The sequence below is a fragment of the Comamonas sp. GB3 AK4-5 genome (genome assembly GCF_041320665.1).
Classification (GTDB): domain Bacteria; phylum Pseudomonadota; class Gammaproteobacteria; order Burkholderiales; family Burkholderiaceae_C; genus Comamonas.
In genome coordinates this window covers 2663223-2681956 of the sequence record NZ_CP166730.1, presented here as the reverse complement: position 1 = coordinate 2681956, position 18734 = coordinate 2663223, and the positions used below count along the sequence as shown (strand labels likewise).

Below are 18734 nucleotides of genomic sequence, written 5' to 3'. Positions count from 1 at the left end.
TCAGAAGACCGGGGCTGAAAGCAGGAAGCCAGGAGTGCCGGAGCATTCCTGGCCTGTGGGGCGTTATTGTGCAGGCATAGCGACACCGCGGTGGGCGGGCCTGCAGAGGCCGGTGCGGCCTGGCGGTTTTGTGGCGCTGGAGAGCATCGCCGCCGCACCTGGCTGGCGTGCTCAGTCGCGCAGCAGATCGTTGAGGCTGGTGGTGGAGCGGGTCTTGGCGTCCACGGTCTTGACGATGATGGCGGCATACATGCTGTAGTCCTTGCCGCCCTTGGTTTGCTTGGGTAGATTGCCCGAGACCACGACCGAGCCTGCGGGCACGCGGCCGTAGCTGATTTCACCGGTTTCGCGGTTGAAGATGGGGGTGGACTGGCCGATGTACACGCCCATGGAGATCACCGAGTTCTCTTCCACGATCACGCCTTCCACCACTTCGGAGCGCGCGCCGATGAAGCAGTTGTCCTCGATGATGGTGGGGTTGGCCTGCAGCGGCTCCAGCACGCCGCCCAGGCCCACGCCGCCGGACAGGTGCACGTTCTTGCCCACCTGGGCGCAGGAGCCGACGGTGGCCCAGGTGTCGACCATGGTGCCTTCGTCCACATAGGCGCCGATGTTCACGTAAGACGGCATCAGGATGGCGCCCTTGGCGATGAAGCTGCCACGGCGGGCCACGGCGGGCGGCACCACGCGCACGCCGGTGGCGGCGATTTCGGCCTCGCTCATGCCTTCGTACTTGGTGGGCACCTTGTCATAGAAGTTCAGGGCGCCGGCCTGCATCAGCGCGTTGTCCTTGAGGCGGAAGGACAGCAGCACGGCCTTTTTGATCCACTGGTGCACGGTCCACTGGCCCACGGCTTCGCGGGTGGCCACACGCAGGCGGCCGTTGTTCAGCTCGACGATCACATGCTCCACGGCGTCCACGATTTCCTTGGGAGTGGTGGCAGCGGAGAGGGAAGCGCGGTTGTCCCAGGCGGTATCGATGATCTGTTGGATGTGTTGCGTCATGGCAAGGGCTCAGTTGGTATGGGTGTGAATGAAGTCAACGATGCGGCGCGCGGCCTGCTCGCATTCGGCGGTCTCGGCCACCAGGGCCATGCGCACACGGCCGGCGCCGGGGTTGTGGCCCTGGGCTTCGCGCGCCAGATAGCTGCCCGGCAGCACGGTGACATGCTGCTCGGCATACAGGGCGCGGGCGAATTCGGCGTCGCTCATGCCCAATTGGGCAGGCACGCCGGCCCACAGGTAAAAGCTGGCATCGGGAAGGCGTACGTCCATCACTTCCGCCAGCAGCGGCGTGACGGCAGCGAATTTCTCGCGGTAAAGCCGTCGGTTGTCCTCCACATGGGCCTCGTCGCCCCAGGCTTCGATGCTGGCCAGTTGCACCGTGGGGCTCATGGCGCCGCCGTGGTAGGTGCGGTAGAGCAAAAAGGACTTGAGCAGATGGGCGTCGCCCGCCACAAAGCCGCTGCGCAGGCCCGGCACATTGCTGCGCTTGGACAGGCTGGTGAAGGCCACCAGATTGCGGAAGTCGCTGCGGCCCAGTTGCTTGGCCGCCTCCAGGCCACCCAGGGGGGCCTCATCGCGGAAATAAATCTCGCTGTAGCACTCGTCGGAGGCAATCACAAAGCCGTAGCGGTCGGACAGCTCGAAGAGTTTTTGCCACTCGGCCAGCGGCATCACGGCACCCGTGGGGTTGCCGGGGGAGCAGACAAAGATCAGCTGGGTGCGTTGCCAGACCTCGGCGGGTACGGCATCCCAGTTCACGGCGAAATTGCGTGCAGCCTCGCTGGCGGCGTAATAGGGCGTGGCCCCGGCCAGCAGCGTGGCGCCTTCGTAGATTTGGTAGAAGGGATTGGGGCAGATGACGGTGGCCCCTGCCAGAGTGGGGTCGATCACGGTTTGCGCAAACGAGAACAGCGCCTCGCGCGAGCCATTGACCGGCAGCACCTGGCTGGCGGCGTCCAGCTGCACGCCATAGCGCCGGCCCATCCAGTCGGCACAGGCCTGGCGCAATCGAATGTCGCCTGCCGTGGCCGGGTAGTTGGCAAGGCCCGCCAGATTGGCCGTGACAGCTTGCTGTAGGAATGCTGGCGTAGGGTGGCGGGGTTCACCCATGCCCAGGCTGATGTGAGGGAGCTGGGCGGGCGGGGTGACGCCCGCAAACAATTGGCGCAGCCGCTCAAAAGGATAGGGCTGCAGTTGGGAGAGCAGGGGGTTCATGGTGCACGCATTATCGGGGTCGCCTTGGCGTGGGGCATGGGCTTTTCCCAATCTGACCGGGGTTTTCGTCTTTTTGTCGTGGTAGCGCAGAGCTATTGATGAAAACCCCGGTGTGATGGGGTTTGCGTGAGGGCGCCCGCTCGCGTACAACGGGCGGCAGCGAATGAAAACAAGACAGCAAGAGACGGGGAGACAAGATGTTTAGCCAGCTTTTTTTTGGGCCGGCCTTGTGGTTGTTGCGGCGCATGGGCATGCGCGCCAAGTTCACCGTGCTGGCGCTGTGCGGTGCAGCAGCATTGGCCGTGATGCATTGGAGCGCTGCCTGGCTGGAGACGTATTGGCTGCAGCTGGCGGCGCCGGCCGTGGTGATTTTTCTGTTCCTCTATGGCGTGGGTGGTCTTTATGTAGACCTGGCCCAGGGGCTGCGTCGCCTGCTGCAGGTGACCCACCAGGCCACACAAGGCGATCTGACCAGCCGCGCCGCTTTTACCGGGCATGACGAGCTGTCTGCGCTGGGGGCGCAGCTTGATGCCATGGTGCTGTCGCTGTCCGCCATGGTGGCCGATGTGCGCAGCAATGCGGCCCTGGTGGCCCAGGCGGGGCACCACCTCACGCAAGACCAGCATGCCTTGTCGGTACGTACCGAGCAGCAGGCCAGCAGCGTGGCGCAGACCGTGGTCAGCGTGGAGCAGGTGAGTGCCACGGTGCAGAACAATTCCGATATGGCCAAGGCCGCTGATGCGCAGACCCTGCAGGTGCGCCAGGCCGTGGAACATGGCGCCCAGGCCATGGAGCGGGCCGTGCACTCGGTGGAGGCCATTGAGCAAAGCGCCGGACGCATGAATGAAATCATCGGCGTCATCGATGGCATTGCCTTTCAGACCAATATCCTGGCGCTGAACGCGGCCGTGGAGGCCGCCCGCGCCGGTGAGCAAGGCCGCGGTTTTGCCGTGGTGGCCTCGGAGGTGCGTTCGCTGGCGCAGCGCTCTTCGGAAGCCGCCAAGGAAATCAGCCAACTGATTGGCAATTCGGTACGCCAGGTGGGCGACAGCACGCAGATGATTCGCCGCGCCGGCACGGAGATGGCCCAGATTGCCCAGGGGGTGCGCAGCGTGGCCCAGCATGTGACGGCCATCACCCAGGCCGGAGCCAGCCAGGGCGCGGGGCTGGAGCAGATCAGCCTGGCTGTGCACCAAATCGACCAGGTAACACAGGACAATGCCCAGATGGTGCACCAGGCCGTGCGCCACGCACAGACGCTGGAGGAGCGTGCGGTGACGCTGACGCGCGCCGTCTCGCGCTTTCGCCTGCAGCAGGGGACGGCCGAAGAGGCCGTGGCCCTGGTGGAGCGGGCCCAGACCCTGCGACGCATGGGCATGCCGCTGGAGCGCTACTGGGCCTCGCTGACTGACCCGGGTCAGCCCTTTCACGACCGGGACATGTATGTGTTCGTGCTGGATGCCAATGGCCGCTACCTGGCCTTTGGCGGCAACCCCGCCCGTGTGGGCAGCCGCGTGCAAGACGCCAAGGGCGTGGATGGCGAGCAGCTGCTGAGCAGCATCATCGGCCAGGCCGAGCAAGGCCCGGGCTGGGTGGAATATGCCTACCTCCACCCCGGCACCGGCAGCGTGCTGACCAAGATGTCTTTTGTCTGCAAGCAGGATGGCGTCTACCTGGGCTGCGGCATTTACAAGGAGTTTGCGGGGGGGTGAATGGGGGCTCCCCCTGAGCGGCTGCGCCGCTTCCCCCTCTCTGGCTTCGCCGGAGGGGGACGGCACCAGCGCTGCGGGGCGGCCCTTGCGCGGTGCCCTGACATGGGCTGTGCCAGTTTGATGCGGTCTGGGCCTAACCAAGTTTTTGAAACGCTGCTGAAGTCCCTGTGGACACGGCATCCCCATTCCAAGAGAGTGGCACCTCTGCTCTGGCTATTGCAAGCAGGAATGCGTCGTCTAGGCCTTGTTGCGCAGTGCGCGGGCCTTGGCCAGGGCGGCGGCAATGGCGGCTTTTTTGGGGTCGACGGCGGCGGGGGCTGCAGGCTGCTGCAGCGGCTTGTCTGCCTGGCTGTCGGTGTCTGCTGGCGCAGTTTGCGGTGCTGCGGTGCTGCGCAGCACGCGGCGCGGCGCGGTCAGGCGTTGTTGGTGCCGGGCATAACGCGCGCGCGCATGTTCGGCCTGGTTGCCGGACCAGGCCTGCCAGCCGGTGGCATCACCGCTGACCACATCCAGCTGGATGCAGTCCACCGGGCACACGGGCAGGCACAGTTCGCAGCCGGTGCAATGCACGGCCTGCACGGTGTGCATTTGCTTGTTCGCGCCCAGGATGGCGTCGGTGGGGCAGGCCTTGATGCACAGCGTGCAGCCTATGCACCAGGCCTCGTCGATGCGGGCCACGGTCAGCGGCCCTTCCACGCCAAAGCTGCGGTTCAGTGGCAGCACTGCCTGGTGCGTCAGGGCTGCCAGGCGCTCCACGCCTTCCTGCCCGCCGGGCGCGCATTGGTTGATGGGAGCGCCTTGCTCGGCAATGGCCTGGGCGTAATGGGCGCAGTCAGGGTAGCCGCAGCGTGTGCACTGGGTCTGCGGCAGGGCTTGGTCAATCAAAAAAGCCAGTCCTTGCAGGGCTGGCTGGGGTGCCTGTGGCGGTAGGGGCTGGGCCATGGGCCCGTATTATCGGCGCGTGCGTCGCTTGCTGTGTGCCGGGGTGGCGGTCACGCTCAAGGCTGCAGGGCTTTCCTGTACATCGGCGGTGGCTGCAGGGCCGGCCGCGCGCTGGCTGGGCTGGCCTTCTGTGTGGCGTTGCAGGATGAACTCACGCAGGCGCGGGTAGACAAACTCGCGCCAGCGGCGGCCGCTGAAGATGCCATAGTGGCCCGCGCCTGGAACGTCCATGTGCTGGCGCATATGAGAGGGAATCTGGGTGCACAGATCCTGGGCGGCATGGGTCTGGCCGGAGCCGGAGATGTCGTCCAGCTCGCCTTCGACCGTCAGCAGCGCGCTGCGGCGGATGTCCTGAGGGCACACGCGCTCGCTTTCGCCTGCGGTGTTGATCACATCCCAGGTGCCGTTGACCAGCTTGAAGTCCTGGAACACGGTGGCAATGGTTTCCAGGTAGTAGTCGGCGTCCATGTCGAGCACGGCGTTGTACTCGTCGTAGAACTTGCGGTGGTGCTCGGCGCTGGCGCCGTCGCCCTTGATCAAGTCCTTGAAGTAGTCGTAGTGGCTGGTGGCGTGGCGGTCGGGGTTCATGGCCACAAAGCCGGCGTACTGCAAAAAGCCGGGGTACACGCGGCGGCCGGCACCTGGGTAGTTGTCAGGCACGCGGTAGATGACGTTGTTCTCGAACCATTCGAAGCTGCGCTGCGTGGCCAGGTTGTTGACCGAGGTGGGCGAGCGGCGGGCATCGATGGGGCCGCCCATCATGGTCATGGTCAGCGGCGTGGTTTCACCGCGGGTGGCCATCAGCGAGACAGCGGCCAGCACGGGCACCGTGGGCTGGCAGACGCTGACCACATGGCAGTGGCCGTACTTGGCCTGCAGATGGCGGATGAATTCCTGCACGTAGTTGATGTAGTCGTCCAGGTGGAACTCACCCTCGGACAGCGGCACCAGGCGGGCATTTTTCCAGTCGGTGATGAACACCTTGTGGTCACCCAGCATGCTGTTGACGGTGTCGCGCAGCAAGGTGGCGTAGTGGCCCGACAGCGGGGCGACGATCAGCACGGCAGGCTGGTCCAGCAAGGTGTCCAGCGTGGCGGGGTCATCCGAGAAGCGCTTGAAGCGGCGCAGCTCGCAAAACGGCTTGTCAACTTCCACCCGCTCGCGAATGGTGACATCCACGCCGTTGACCTTGACGGAACGGATGTCGAACTCCGGCTTTTCGTAGTCCTTGCCCAGGCGGTAGAACAGGTTGAAGCCTGCGACCATGCGCTGGGAATAGGGAAGCTTGCTCAATGGCAGCATGGGGTTGCTGTAGAGCTTTGCGGTGGCACGCGCAAAGTCAGCAAAGGGCTCGACAAGAGCCCGTTGGGTTTCATAGAGCTGGTAGAGCATGGGGAGGTCGCGGGTAAAGATATGTTGCAGTGCAATATATCAGCACTTGCAAGCCCGTGTGATTGGAAATATCCCCAGTTTTTATCTCCGTAGATACGAAATGTTTGTCAAAGAATGACAGCTGGGCCCATGTGCTGCACTTTTTATGTCTTGGTATTGGCGATGGTGAACACTTCGCGAGCGGGCAAATGTTTCAGCCGATGGTCACTCCAGACTTGTCGCCAGCGGCGTGCCCCTGGCAGTCCGTGGCGCAGGCCCAGCATATGGCGTGCAATGGCGTACCAGCCCGTGCCGTGCTCGGCCGCTTCCTGCTCCATATAGCGCACCATGGCCTCTTCCACTTCGAGGTGGGAGAGTTCGTTGGGCGCGGCGCCAAAGTACAGCGCGTCCCAGCGGGCCAGCCACCAGGGGTTGTGATAGGCCTCGCGGCCCACCATCACGCCATCCACCTGGCCGAGCAAGTCCTGCACCACGGCATCGTTGGCAATGCCGCCGTTGATGGCAATGGTGAGCTGGGGGAAGTCGCGCTTGAGCTGGGCCACCATGTCGTAGCGCAGCGGTGGGATCTCGCGGTTTTCCTTGGGCGACAAGCCCTTGAGCCAGGCATTGCGGGCGTGAACAATGAACACATTGCAGCCCCCTTCGGCCACCGTGCCAATGAAGTCACGCACAAAGCCGTAGCTCTCTTCCTTGTCGATGCCGATGCGGTGCTTCACGGTGACTGGCACATCGACCGCATCCACCATGGCCTTGACGCAGTCGCGCACCAGAGTTGGCTCGTTCATCAAACAGGCGCCGAAGGCACCGCGCTGCACGCGCTCGCTGGGGCAGCCGCAGTTCAGATTGATTTCGTCGTAGCCCCATTGCGCGCCCAGCTTGGCCGCCTGGGCCAGGTCGGAGGGCTCGCTGCCGCCCAGCTGCAGAGCCAGGGGGTGTTCTTGTGCGTGAAAGCGCAGATGGCGCGCTACATCGCCATGCAGCAATGCGCCGGTGGTGACCATCTCCGTGTAGAGTAGGGCGTTGCGGCTGAGCAGGCGATGGAAATAGCGGCAATGCCGGTCGGTCCAGTCCAGCATGGGCGCAACGCTCATGCGCCATGGTGAGGTAACTTGTTGATTTTGCTTTGAAATTTCAGCGTTCATTGTGAATTCTGGATGCTTTGTAGTACCGAGGTAGCACCCCGAAAACCACCGAAAAACCCCGATTTCTGCTGTGCAGTGCTACAGTCAGTGCTACAAAAACGACGTGTAGCACCGGAGCAATGGGAACAATCACCGCACGAAAAAGGGCGGACGGCACAACTGCATATACAGCGCAGATCCGTCTAAAAGACAAGGGCGCTATTGTGCACAGTGAGGCACAGACTTTCACCCGCAAGGCTTTGGCTCAGGTGTGGTTAAAGCGCAGAGAGTCCGAGCTGGAAAATGCCAGGGCTACGGGTGCGCTGCGCTCTGCAAAGGTCACAGTCGGCGAGCTGCTGGATAGCTATACAGCCCAGGCCGATGGAATCACAAATTGGGGAAGATCGAAGACTGCGGACATACGCCGGCTACGTGAAGCCGGGATTGCGCAGAAGGACGCGCGCCTGTTGACTGCGGCTGATTTGATAGAGCACTGCAAGCGTCGGCGCCTGGAGGATGGCGCGGGGCCTGCGACGGTGCTCAATGATGTGGTGTGGCTACGGCAGGTGTTCTTGTCGGCAGCCACCAACTTTGATGTGAAGGAGCCGCTGCTTGCCGTGGATGCAGCCAAGCAGGAGCTGATGCGCACGAAGGTGATTGCAAAACCGATGCAGCGCACGCGCCGCATGAGTGGCGATGAGGAGCGCTTGCTGGCGGAGTATTTCTCCAGTCGCGACGGTCGGGCCCAGATCCCGATGCTGGACATTTTCCAGTTCGCGCTTCTCACCGCCAGGCGCCAGGAAGAGATCTGCCGCATTCGTTGGGAGGATGTGGACTTTGAGAAGGGGGTGGGCTGGGTCGATGACGTGAAGCACCCGACCCAGAAGATAGGCAACCGGCGCAGCTTCCGAATTCTCAAGGCTGCCATGGAGATCATCGAGCGCCAGCCGCGCACGGCACTCGAGGTATTCCCGTACAACAGCAAGAGCATAGGGGCGGCCTTCACAAGGGCGTGCCATATGCTTGAGATTGAAGACCTTCGCTTTCACGACTTGCGACACGAGTTCTCCCAACGTCGCAAGTGTTGCTTAAAATTTACTCCACTTTCAGCAATGCAATCGCCTGAGCGCATCAACTTAGAGTGGCTAACACCACCGATCCACGAAGCGCGCGCAGATGATCGCTGCCGCCAATTTCAGCAGCGCTTCGTGGATATCCAGCCGTCGTTCAAAGCGGATTCGCAGCTTGCCAAAGCCTGCAAACCAGCTGTGCGTCCTCTCCACCACCCACCGGTGTTTGCCCAGCCGCTCGCTGCTCTCAATGCCTCGTCTGGCAATTCGGCCCATGATGCCCCGCTGCCTCAGATGGGCTCGGCATCGCTTGAAGTCGTAGCCTTTGTCGGCGTGCAGCTTGGCTGGCCTTTTACGGGGACGCCCTGGCAGGCCAGCAATCGCAGGAATCGCGTCCACACACTTCTCGAACATCTTGGAGTCATGCCTGTTCGCCCCGCTTACCAAGATCACCAGCGGGATGCCTCTGGCATCTACGACGATGTGCCGCTTGGAGCCGAGCTTGCCTCTGTCCGTGGGGTTTGGGCCCGTTTCCTGGCCCCCCGGGGGCTTGGTACCGAGGAGCCATCAATGCTGGCCCGGCTCCAATCGATTTGGTCATGTTCACGCAAGCGAGTCAGCATGGCTTGGTGCAGCTGCTCCCAGACACCAGCGGCGTTCCAGTCGCGCAGGCGCCGCCAGCAAGTCATGCCGCTGCCGTAGCCCAGGGATTGGGGAAGGTCTTCCCATGGAATGCCTGTTTGCAGCACGAACAAGATGCCGTTGAGGGCAGCTTCATCGCTGATTGCGCGTTTGCGCGCACCGCCTTTGGCAGAAGGCACGAAGGCTGGGATCAGGGGTTGTAGCTGTCGCCACAGTTCTTTGCTTACGGGTCGTCGTGCCATGAGGGCAGCGAGCATAACCGCTCTGCGAGGCCCTCTGGAGAAGTGGTGTTAGCCACTCTTAATGCGTTGCGCAAAGTAATGCTCCCCTTCTGTAATCTGGTTTGGACTGCTGCAACCGATGGCGTAGTCATTGTCCCCAGAGGCACAAGTGGCGCCAAGATGTCTGCAGCCTCTACTCTGAGCCTCCGGCCAGGAGCAGTCCTCAAACGGGCGGCTTCAGGCTGTGCTCTAAGCCATTCACGTTTCACTGGTTGGGCGACGGGAATTGTCAACACCGGACGTTGAACGTAGCCTGTCCTGAGAGGCGCGCTTCACGCTCGGAACCGGCCACTCGAATGTGCGCTCCACCGTATATCAACACGAATGACCGCTTCTGCATTTTGTGGCAGGCTCATGCCGACCTGTTGCTGTCTCTCTTGCGGCCGTGACCAATGTCTGCTGCGCAGCGGTTGCAGTCCTTCAACAACGTCGAGCAGCCGACCGCACAGTGGCAGAGAGCAGCCATCTACGGCAGCGGGCAGCAGAATCGCTACGTAGCAGCCGTTTTGGCTTTGGCCCTCCGTTCGGCTACAACTCCCCTATCGCTGGAATGCTGCGGTTCTTGACTTTATTCCCTCATGCTACCGCTTAGTGCTCAAGATCGCCGGGCGTCAAGCAGGCTGCGCAATTGAGGATTGTTTCCGTATTCAGCAGCTGCTTCTTTCAGGAGGGAGTCCATCGTGATGGCGCCGCCACCACCCAGGGCGAGCGTACGCAGTGCAGCATGCCAGGCGGCACGCCCTGTGCTGCCTGCACGTAGGCTTGCAAGGTCTCCGTCAGCACGCGACCAAATCTCTCGGTCAGTGGGTCCCTGAGGATACAGGACCACCATCAGGTCTTCGACTTCTTTTGGGGCCGCCCCCGTATTGCCAGACTCCTGCTCACTGGCGTCTTCGCCAGACCCTTCTTCGGACTTGAGGAAACCTCCTTTACGCAGTGCAACCGGGAAGTTGTCTTGCGTCCTCGTTGTCAGCACTGGATTCTGGTCGCCACGCTCTTTAGTGACCTGTTGTGCGACATAGTGAAAAAGGTCAAGGACGTGAATGAGGCCGTCGGAGCGGTCATCAACGCCGCCCTGAAGGCCTTTGAGCACAAAGTGGGTAAATAGACTGTTACGGTAGCGCCCGAGAATCATCGAGTTCTGGTGTGCTTCGCTTGCAGAGATGATGACGCGCCCTTTGCCAACAGCGAGCTTGTCAAGCCGCTGGCCGCCAAACTCCCACTTCAACAAATCCTCGCCTTTGATGCGGGCCACCGCTCCGGAGCGGCAGGCATCTATCAGAACAAGCAGGCGCTCGGCCTTGATTCCCTGCAGCAGATCCGAGAGCTCTTCTGCTTCGATGCCTGTCTCGCGCGGTCGCATACCGTCGAATTCGGGCGGGCACAGGTACGTCCCCACACCTGGGCCTGCCGTGCGTTGCGCCCCGTGGCCCGAGAAGTAGACGACGACTGTGTCATTGGGCTGAGACTGGGCTGCCAAGTCCTCGAGGCCGGCGATGATTGCGCTGCGGGATGCTTCACGATTGCGAAGAGTCCGCACATTGGCTGTGGGGTAACCACAGTGCTTGGGGCTAACCAGCAGCTTCTCGACGTCGTCAGCGTCGTAAACGGGAGTAAATCCCAGGTCTGAAAGATTGTCGTAGTCGCCGATCCCGACGATGAAAGCGCGACCCGAGTGAAAAAACTTGCTCACGTTCCTAGCCTAACGCGCGGTTGTCGCGCAAAACCTGCAGTACAGCGTTGCCGCTGAAGTCCTTAAGAGCCGTGTTCAGCAACTTAGAGAACAGCGGCCCATTTCCCGAGCGCACTTGCTTGAGACAGCGATGCCACTGTGCGATGCCATTCCCTTCTTGAATTAGCTCCTCGTTGCGCCCGCCGCTTCTGCTCCAGACCTCTTGGTCGGTAGGGCCGCCGGGATACAGTTTCGCCAGCGTCTCCTCGAAAATTTTCCAGGCCTCGTCCGGAGGGATCTGTAAGACTCTGCCAACGCGCAGAGACAACGAAAACCTGTCCAACAACGACATAACGTCCAAGCACTCTCTGCAAACTGCAAGGAACTCATCGCGCGTTCTAGCCAGACTCGCTGCGCGCGAAGCTGCTGAATGCCAGAATCGCTCCCTGATAAGAGCCCCAACAGCCGCAGCCTGCACAGGTGGCAGCCATTGTCCATTGCTCGTAAAGGAGTCGAGCAGGCTGACGCAGTCGTGGTCGCTGCGCGGATGTACTTCTTTGATAACACTGATGAAAAGTGAGGGGTGTTTCTGAGCAACCGTTGCCAGCACATTGGAACCTCTAAGCATCATTCGCGCTTCGCTACCTAGCGGCTCCTCCAGCGCTGTCATCGGCGCGGAGCCATCGAGCAGTGAGGCAATCCAGCCCTTGGCGGTTAGTGAGATCGCGTCCCTCTGGAGCTCGTTGGGTATGAGTGCCCAAGCCTCAGCTCGGTTAGGCACCTTCGAGAGGTCTGCCAGGCCCGTGCTGACCAGAGGAGACCAGATGCGCTCGGAAGTCAAACTCGCCGTGATGATGCTCTGAAGACCCTTTATGCGGTTGGGCACCTCGGCCACGGCGCTGCGGCGCTTGTCGGCAACACGCTGCAGGATGTCAAACCAGACGGGAGAGGTCCATTCGAAATCCCCAATCAAGCTGGGCCGGTTCACCACGGCGTTGGCGGCCAGGAAGGTAACCTCTTCAAGGTCCTCGCTTACAGCGAGTGCCAGAAGTTCGGCAGGCGTAGCGTTTTTTAGTGCCTGTTTGATGGCTGCGCGCCGTGCACCCTTCGTCGTAGCGACCTTGAGGACTTCGCGCAGGGCTTTGTCAGGGGGATATGCAACAGCTAAAGCTGCGCCGCACAGCTCCCACGCTTGGCGACCTGCGCTGACCTGCGCCACCGTCAGGGCGACGGCAGTGACTAAAGTGGGCGGCGCGTTCTCCGAAAGCGCAGTCAGCAACTTCTGCTCTTCAAGGAAGCTGAGAATCGGCTCGATGTCTTGCGGTAAAGTCGCAATCGTGCCCCATGCGAGAGAGCTCACTGCGGCCGGCGTAGCCTTGCTCGCCACCGCAAACCCATCTTGAACCCGCCGGTTCCACCAATCCTGCTGCGCCGCCGCGCGCGACGCTTGTGCCAGAAGCTGATGGTCTTCAGGCAGCGGCGCACGCATGTTGCCCGCCCTTCGCGCTACCCAATCCTGCAGTGCTTGGGCCAGCGCGCCGGATTCGAATCGCTCGAGTTGCAGGTTGCGCATTGCAAGAACGTCCGTCGGCGTCCACTGTTCCGCAGTCGATGTCAGCCGGTCGAGCGCTGCTCCCCGAAGCTCGCGCGCTGTCGGCACGTCGGCCGACTTGGCTGCCAAGAGGCGCACCAAGGTGATTCCGTTCTCTACGCTCGTCGCATCCGTCCAGAGCTGGAAGGCCCGCTCCAACAGGACAAGCGCGCCAGGTGACTGCAAGTCAAAGCCAGCTTGTTGTCCGAACTCCAGCAAGGGCCTGCCTTCTTGCAGGTTCAGAAGAGCCGCCACACGCGCTGTCGGGCCCGTCTCAGACGGCTTGAGCACTTGCGCAGGCGCAAAGCGCGATACCAGCTCACGCGGTGTGGCTACGGCGAATGGCGAGCCAGGCTCTCCCGGGGAGAAACTGAGGCTGAACAGAACCTCTCGGCGCAGCTGCCTTGGCACCAGATGCAGAAGGTCCATCATGATGTCATCGAACCCCTCTTGTCCGACATGCACCACCGGCCGCGCGGCTGCCGAAATCAGCGCGTCGGCAATGCTCAGAAGCATTGGTTGCGGCGTGCTCGTCACCTCCTGCGTGTCTTCGGTCGCCTCAAAGGGGTCTTGCGCTTGGCTGTTGTGAGACTCCTGCACGTTTGCAGCCACCGCCCTCAGGTCGGGAACTTGGGGTAGCTCGTTCAGTGGCACGAATGCGGCCACCGAGTCGACCATACCCGCTCTGTCCGAGGCTTGGCTGGGTCGCGTATGCACCAGCACGAAGTAGTCCTCGTGAATTGCGGTGCGAAAGTAGGGAGCCCAGGTCAGCCCGGCCGGAGCGTTGCCCGGTAAGTCCGTGAGCCAAGCAGCCTGTCTGAACGTCGACTGCATGCCTGGGTCTGTGCAGTACAGCAGCGCGTGTCCGCCCTTGGGGCCATACCAGGCCTTGTGAATGCGCATCAGCTCTGGATTGCCACAGCGAGCTTGGCGATAGGCAGCGTCAGATCCGGGGAGTGTTCGCCATCCGCGTCAACAATCCAGCCCATCACTTCTGCGCCCTTGTATATGAAATCCTGGTTGGGCGCCGCCTTGGAGAGCGCAACTCCTGTTGCTGACAACCCCAGGACAATTCGGCGCTGCTCGCTCCAGTTGTTGCTAATGTAGTCGGCCAGCATCGGCAAGTTCTTGCGCAGCACTGCGGTGGGAGTGACTCCTTGCGGCTCCTTAAGCTCGTCCCAGCACGAAAGCAGGACTGCTAGTGCGGGCTTGCGCCTGCCGGTTCTTGCACGTGAGGTGTAGACCAGCATCTGCAGAAGCTCTACCAGCCGCGCCTGCGGCGAGCACTCGACGGCGCCGCCTGCGCACGACGCCTGCAAGTCGCTAAGTGGCTTGGAGAAGATGTCATGGCCCAATGGGACGTGCTTGGGCCGCACCATGAGCACCCACCCATCGGCAGCTTCCACCCGTTCCTGCCAGGAAGCTGGAACACGCCGTTCCTCCTGGAGCTGGCTGACTTGCTCACCCGCGTAATCAGGCCAATTCAAATCGATTGCGATGCCGTCGGCAGCTTGCACAGGAAGTAGTGTTTCGGTGTAAGTGCCGGCGGACGTATGGGCGCCGGGCACCCCGCTGCTGAGCGACTGGAGCACCTCCTCGAATGCACCCAGGTCTGCAGCAGCGCCGCGCATCCGTAACGACCCGCTCTCTGCATTCAGCCGCCCAATGAGCTGGGCGCCAAAGTGGCTCTTGCCTACGTTGGACTCACCGAATACGGCAATCTTCAGAGTAGTCTCAAGCATGGACGCCTCCGACGATGCGCAGCAGGTCTTGCTCCGGATGCGGCAACACCAACTTGGGGAACGTAAGATCACTTACGCGCACAACCCAATCGAGCAATTCCAGCAGGCCCTGGCCGCGGTTATACGGCTCCTGCCCGGGGGCAGCTTGCATGCTCACACTGAACGTCTCGTAAGTGCCCAGCGCCAAATCGGCCGCATGCTTCACGGCGCTGTGCATTTGCTCGCCGACCGCAACGTCGCACTTGGTCCAGACGAGTGCAACGGGGCGACCACGCCGCTCAGCGCCCACCCTTCGCAGCAGACTGAGCAAGTTCGCCCGGGCTGTCCCAAGCCGCTCTCCGGCCAACTCTTTGGAGTCAGCAATCACCAAGAGTACGTCCGCGGCGCCCGATAGCCAGGCAGCACCAGTGGCGTCCTCCGCATCGCGGCGGACCGACCAGCGGCTAAACCATTCGCCGGGGGCGTCTGCAAAGAGCAGGTCATGCCGGCCGCTATTGACCTGCAAATCCAGGTGCAACAGCCCGGGATGTCGGCCACTGCCACTGGACGTGTGCGGCGGAAACGATGGTCCATGCGCGGCGTTCCAGCGCAGATTTCCGGCGATGTTCTCCCAACCTTCAAGGGTCAGTGAGCCGGCGAAAGAAATGCCCTTGGGGCCGATGCCGCGACCCAAGAGCAGGTACCACGCACCCAAAAGAGAAGTCTTGCCGCTTTCTGCAACCCCGAAGACACCCACCAACCGTGTGCGAGAGGCGCCAGCGAGAAAGCCGATGTCGCCCGCGCCCATGGCATTGCCCGTCCAGGGAAGCCGAGCGCTATCGTCAGTCTCAGTTGCAGCAGCTTGTTCCTGCACATCCCGGCTGCTCTGCCAGTACTCGCACTGGTGCAGGGAGCTCTCTCCCATGTGGCACCCGAGTTCATCTGGGGCAAGGCACGCGGAGGACGAACACTGACGGCTCATGCCGCCTCCGCGGGCTGTTTGACTGCATCGGGAGATGCCAGCGTTTCGAGCGCTTTGATTTCACGGAGGAGCCAAATCGCCCAATCGCCCGGCAGCATTTTGAGTTCAGCGTCCACCCCGAGCTTGGCCAACTCGGGATTTCGTGCGGCATAGGAGTTCGCCAGTGCCTGAACCAGAAGAGTCCTTGAGGCGGACGTTCGCTGCTCCATGAGCCAATGGAGTTGTGCCAGCTGCGAGGTCGCTCCGTCCACTTGGAGCAGCTCTTTCAGAGTCACCTCGACGTTGCCCTGAGCTTCCGTGGCCGCGAGCACCGACTCGAATAGAAGTGACTCAACGGCACGCGGGTACACCTCAGGCAGGAGGCCGGAGATGTCCAGTGCCATGTGCCAGACGACAAGCGCCACGGGCAGTTTGCGGTACGGCTTCTCCGCAGTCTCGGAGTAGAGGCTTTGGCGCCACCATAGGAGGCGACTGGCCGCTTCTCGCTGATTGCTGCGTGCCTGTTCCGCTTCTACGAACTCGTTGAGCTTAGCTGCTACAGCATCCGCCAGAGCTTTGAAAGCCGTCCCAGCGACTCGCAGCGCATTTCCGGCGGCCTTGTCATGCACGTCCGCAAGTACCGGGGCCATGCGGTCAGCAAACTCATATGACCAGCTCCCTGCATTATTCGTCCAGTGTGGGTTCGGACTGTTGAGATTCACGCCACTTTGGTTTGAACTTGGGCCAGCCGCAGCGGCTACCTGCGCGAACCAGGTGCTCTCGTCAATTTTCTTCAGGCTATTCATAGGCGGCACAGCCATAGATGCCTGGTTAGTCCCCGCACCATCCTGTTGCGGCCAAGCTTGTTGAAGCCGAACAGAGGTGAGGGCTTCTGCTCGTCCAACAAGAATCTTGAGGATGGGAGTTTCTTGCCCAACCTTCAGTTGTGGGAGGACGTTGGCGGCAACTAGGCTCACTGCGACTGCAAGCGAGGACTGCAAGTTCATCGCCCGCATGACCGACTCGAGCACCACCGCTCGGTACAGTGTCAGCGGTTCACCGGAAAACGCCCCCCGGAATGTTGGCCAGTGTCCTTGGAGGACCGTAGCAATTTCTAACAGCGCGGGGGCCGCTTCAGCATTCGGGTCCCACGCTGCTAGGAGCGGTGGCAGAGCGTTTTGAGGATTGGTTGCGTACGAAAGAGCAAGTTCGGCGCAGGTGCTTTCGAGCTTGTCAAGGCGAGCGTCCTCGGCCCCGATATCCAGAAGCCGCAAATTCAGAAATTCTTGGAGCAGGCTTGTCCCCATCACACCCCCCTTGATGACCATAATTTTTGCACGATGATACTGCAGTGCTCATTGGCAACTCCGCGAAGCGCTGGCACGGAGCCACAAGCAGTTGGCTGCAATCTGACCTCGCTAGTTGTGATGAATCTGCTTCGGCAAACGCCTCTTGTTGTTCGCAGGCAAGGTAACGGGCACGACCTCGCCGGCCCGTAATGACTAGGCAGGCGAACTTTGCATCAATCGGCCGCTGCTTTCTGGGCTGGCTGCCTCTAGGTTGCGGATTCAACTGGTCAATGCAACACAATGACTGCCTCTGGCGCAAGGAGTGTTGGCATGAAGCAAAGACCGCGGATTTACTACACCGAAGCTCAGAAGGCACTGATGTGGGATCGCTGGAAAGCTGGCGATACTTTGCACGAGATCGGCAAGCTGTTTGACCGACCGCACACATCCATTCCCACCATCCTGAGTGCGACAGGGGGTATCCGGCCACCCGCAAGGCATCGGGCACGTTTGGCCCAGTCTCTGGCTGAGCGTGAGGAGATATCGCGCAGCCTGGCTGCAGGTGAGTCCATCCGCTGTGTAGCCAAGCGTTTGAGACGAGCAGCGTCCACCATCAGCCGTGAACTCCTACGTAACGGCGGCAAGACTTCCTACCGAGCTACAAAGGCAGACGAGGCGGCCTGGGAGCGAGCACGTCGCCCAAAGACATGCAAGCTGGCTTGTAATCCTGAACTGGCACAGACCGTGGCAGGTAAATTGCAGAGTCAGTGGTCGCCTGAGCAAATAGCAGGGTGGCTCAAACGCACTTACCCGGGCGAGAAGGATTTGCAGGTGTCTCACGAAGCCATCTACCGCACGCTTTTTGTTCAAACACGCGGGGCTTTGAAGAAAGAGCTTCTGGAGCATCTGCGGCGTACCAGAGGGATGCGTCGCTCACGCCATTACACGCAGAAAACGCCCATCCATGGCCGGATCGTCGATGCAGTGCCCATCAGCGAGCGTCCAGCCTGTATCGAGGATCGGGCAGTGCCTGGCCACTGGGAAGGTGATCTGTTGTTCGGCGATGCCTGCAGCCAGGTTGCAACGCTGGTGGAGCGCCACACCCGCTACGTAATGCTGGTCAAATTGGTGGACAAGGATTCGTACACCGTGGCAGCAGCGCTGGCCAAGCATGCGCAGACCTTGCCACAAGAGCTCTATCGTTCCTTGACCTGGGATCGCGGATCGGAGATGGCGGGACACAAACGATTCACCGTAGCCACCGACATCCAGGTCTACTTCTGCGATCCACAAAATCCATGGCAGCGCGGAACGAACGAAAACACGAATGGCCTGCTCCGGCAGTACCTTCCCAAGGGCATCGACATCTCAGGCTACTCGCAAGATGAGTTGGATGCGATTGCGAGGAAACTGAACGAACGGCCCAGAAAAACCTTGGGGTACAGGACCCCGGCTGAGCTGTTTAACGAATGCGTTGCATTGATCGGTTGAATCCACAGCCGGTACGTGTGCTGTCCAGACTGATGCGCCGGCGCTTTCTTGAAGCGCTGTGGCTCCTGCACGAAGGCAAGCGCTTGAAGTTCTTTGGTGAGCTCGCAGCATTGGCTGATACAGCCTGCTTTAGGAAGTGGCTGGCCCCGCTGCGCCAATGTGAGTGGGTGGTCTATGCCAAGCGGCCATTCGCTGGGCCTGAGGCGGTGTTGGCCTATCTCTCGCGCTACACCCACCGTGTCGCCATCTCCAACGGCCGACTGATTGCCATGGATGAGCACGGCGTGCGCTTTCGCTGGAAGGACTATCGCGCCAAGGGACGTACACGCAAAAAAACCATGACGCTCACGCCCGAGGAGTTCATGCGGCGATTCCTGCTGCATGTGCTGCCATGCGGCTTCCACCGAATACGCCACTATGGCCTGCTCGCCAACAGCGCTCGCAAGAACAGCCTCGCCCTGGTGCGCGAGCTGCTGCAGGCCGCTGCGATGCCCGCAGCCTCTGACGGCGCAGATCCAGCTCAAACACACAGCGGCGTACAGCCCGATGTCACCCCGCTAGTGTTCGTGTGCAGGCACTGCGGCCGCACGATGATCGTCTTGCAGCGCTTTGCGTGTGGGTAGGCCATC

At 61.6% G+C, this 18734-nt stretch carries 13 protein-coding genes and 2 pseudogenes; 4 read left to right on the top strand and 11 right to left on the bottom strand.

The window, feature by feature from the left end; translation table 11 throughout:
* Window positions 1–171 precede the first annotated feature (171 nt).
* Entirely contained in the window at window positions 172–1005 is an 834-nt protein-coding gene (dapD, locus tag ACA027_RS12075) for a 2,3,4,5-tetrahydropyridine-2,6-dicarboxylate N-succinyltransferase (RefSeq protein ID WP_370678478.1), read from the bottom strand.
* Window positions 1006–1014: 9 nt separating this feature from the next.
* On the bottom strand, window positions 1015–2220 hold the full coding sequence (gene dapC, locus ACA027_RS12070; protein ID WP_370678477.1) for a succinyldiaminopimelate transaminase: 1206 nt from the start codon (window positions 2218–2220) through the stop codon (window positions 1015–1017).
* A 197-nt stretch (window positions 2221–2417) separates the two neighbouring features.
* Here dapC and ACA027_RS12065 point away from each other — a divergent pair, with 197 nt between their 5' ends.
* Window positions 2418–3932, top strand: a complete 1515-nt coding sequence (locus ACA027_RS12065) for a methyl-accepting chemotaxis protein (RefSeq protein WP_370678476.1) — start codon at window positions 2418–2420, stop codon at window positions 3930–3932.
* Between the two features lie 237 nt (window positions 3933–4169).
* On the opposite strand, the gene ACA027_RS12060 is transcribed toward ACA027_RS12065, so the two are convergent.
* The 3 genes from ACA027_RS12060 to dusA all read right to left on the bottom strand — a co-directional run bounded on the left by ACA027_RS12060 (window position 4170) and on the right by dusA (window position 7357).
* Window positions 4170–4874 (bottom strand): RnfABCDGE type electron transport complex subunit B, encoded by a 705-nt coding sequence (locus tag ACA027_RS12060; protein WP_370678475.1) that lies wholly within the window; start codon window positions 4872–4874, stop codon window positions 4170–4172.
* Between the two features lie 9 nt (window positions 4875–4883).
* A complete protein-coding gene (locus ACA027_RS12055; protein ID WP_370678474.1) occupies window positions 4884–6266 on the bottom strand; it encodes a polyhydroxyalkanoate depolymerase in 1383 nt (460 codons plus the stop codon).
* Between the two features lie 143 nt (window positions 6267–6409).
* A complete protein-coding gene (gene dusA / locus ACA027_RS12050; protein WP_370678473.1) occupies window positions 6410–7357 on the bottom strand; it encodes a tRNA dihydrouridine(20/20a) synthase DusA in 948 nt (315 codons plus the stop codon).
* Window positions 7358–7527: 170 nt separating this feature from the next.
* On the opposite strand from dusA, the pseudogene ACA027_RS12045 reads away from it, so the two are divergent.
* Window positions 7528–8400: pseudogene (locus ACA027_RS12045) on the top strand (tyrosine-type recombinase/integrase); the annotation flags it as partial.
* A gap of 132 nt (window positions 8401–8532) precedes the next feature.
* Here ACA027_RS12045 and ACA027_RS12040 read toward each other — a convergent pair.
* The 6 genes from ACA027_RS12040 to ACA027_RS12015 all read right to left on the bottom strand — a co-directional run bounded on the left by ACA027_RS12040 (window position 8533) and on the right by ACA027_RS12015 (window position 16632).
* Window positions 8533–9341 (bottom strand): IS5 family transposase gene (locus ACA027_RS12040; RefSeq protein ID WP_370678446.1). Its coding sequence is split into 2 segments (ribosomal slippage): window positions 8533–9011 and window positions 9011–9341, totalling 810 coding nucleotides; the frame shifts between segments, so codons are not numbered across the junction.
* 634 nt (window positions 9342–9975) lie between these two features.
* Window positions 9976–11073, bottom strand: coding sequence for a caspase family protein (locus ACA027_RS12035; RefSeq protein ID WP_370678472.1), 1098 nt, complete (start codon window positions 11071–11073; stop codon window positions 9976–9978).
* Between the two features lie 4 nt (window positions 11074–11077).
* On the bottom strand, window positions 11078–13546 hold the full coding sequence (locus ACA027_RS12030) for an effector-associated domain EAD1-containing protein (protein WP_370678471.1): 2469 nt from the start codon (window positions 13544–13546) through the stop codon (window positions 11078–11080).
* A complete protein-coding gene (locus tag ACA027_RS12025; protein ID WP_370678470.1) occupies window positions 13546–14385 on the bottom strand; it encodes a hypothetical protein in 840 nt (279 codons plus the stop codon). Before ACA027_RS12025 ends, ACA027_RS12030 begins: the two co-directional genes overlap by 1 nt.
* The gene (locus ACA027_RS12020) at window positions 14378–15289 is read right to left on the bottom strand and encodes a hypothetical protein (RefSeq protein WP_370678469.1); all 912 of its coding nucleotides are present in this window, start codon (window positions 15287–15289) and stop codon (window positions 14378–14380) included. Before ACA027_RS12020 ends, ACA027_RS12025 begins: the two co-directional genes overlap by 8 nt.
* A 53-nt stretch (window positions 15290–15342) precedes the next feature.
* Window positions 15343–16632 carry a GTPase-associated system all-helical protein GASH gene (locus ACA027_RS12015; RefSeq protein ID WP_370678468.1) on the bottom strand — a complete coding sequence of 430 codons (1290 nt, stop codon included), beginning with the start codon at window positions 16630–16632 and terminating at the stop codon, window positions 15343–15345.
* 312 nt (window positions 16633–16944) lie between these two features.
* Between ACA027_RS12015 and ACA027_RS12010 the strand changes: the two genes are divergently transcribed.
* Together ACA027_RS12010 and ACA027_RS12005 are read left to right on the top strand one after the other, a co-directional pair.
* Window positions 16945–18105 carry an IS30 family transposase gene (locus ACA027_RS12010; RefSeq protein WP_370678467.1) on the top strand — a complete coding sequence of 387 codons (1161 nt, stop codon included), beginning with the start codon at window positions 16945–16947 and terminating at the stop codon, window positions 18103–18105.
* An 8-nt stretch (window positions 18106–18113) separates the two neighbouring features.
* Window positions 18114–18728 (top strand): annotated as a pseudogene (locus ACA027_RS12005) (transposase); the annotation flags it as partial.
* Window positions 18729–18734: the final 6 nt, after the last annotated feature.

Excerpts from the sequence above, each read along its gene's own strand:
- ACA027_RS12010 (WP_370678467.1), top strand. The coding sequence starts at position 16,945 with ATGAAGCAAAGACCGCGGATTTACTACACCGAAGCTCAGAAGGCACTG.
- ACA027_RS12065 (WP_370678476.1), top strand. The coding sequence starts at position 2,418 with ATGTTTAGCCAGCTTTTTTTTGGGCCGGCCTTGTGGTTGTTGCGGCGC.
- ACA027_RS12030 (WP_370678471.1), bottom strand. The coding sequence starts at position 13,546 with ATGCGCATTCACAAGGCCTGGTATGGCCCCAAGGGCGGACACGCGCTG.
- ACA027_RS12025 (WP_370678470.1), bottom strand. The coding sequence starts at position 14,385 with ATGCTTGAGACTACTCTGAAGATTGCCGTATTCGGTGAGTCCAACGTA.
- ACA027_RS12055 (WP_370678474.1), bottom strand. The coding sequence starts at position 6,266 with ATGCTCTACCAGCTCTATGAAACCCAACGGGCTCTTGTCGAGCCCTTT.
- ACA027_RS12020 (WP_370678469.1), bottom strand. The coding sequence starts at position 15,289 with ATGGGAGAGAGCTCCCTGCACCAGTGCGAGTACTGGCAGAGCAGCCGG.
- dusA (WP_370678473.1), bottom strand. The coding sequence starts at position 7,357 with ATGAGCGTTGCGCCCATGCTGGACTGGACCGACCGGCATTGCCGCTAT.
- dapC (WP_370678477.1), bottom strand. The coding sequence starts at position 2,220 with ATGAACCCCCTGCTCTCCCAACTGCAGCCCTATCCTTTTGAGCGGCTG.
- dapD (WP_370678478.1), bottom strand. The coding sequence starts at position 1,005 with ATGACGCAACACATCCAACAGATCATCGATACCGCCTGGGACAACCGC.
- ACA027_RS12015 (WP_370678468.1), bottom strand. The coding sequence starts at position 16,632 with ATGGGGACAAGCCTGCTCCAAGAATTTCTGAATTTGCGGCTTCTGGAT.
- ACA027_RS12060 (WP_370678475.1), bottom strand. The coding sequence starts at position 4,874 with ATGGCCCAGCCCCTACCGCCACAGGCACCCCAGCCAGCCCTGCAAGGA.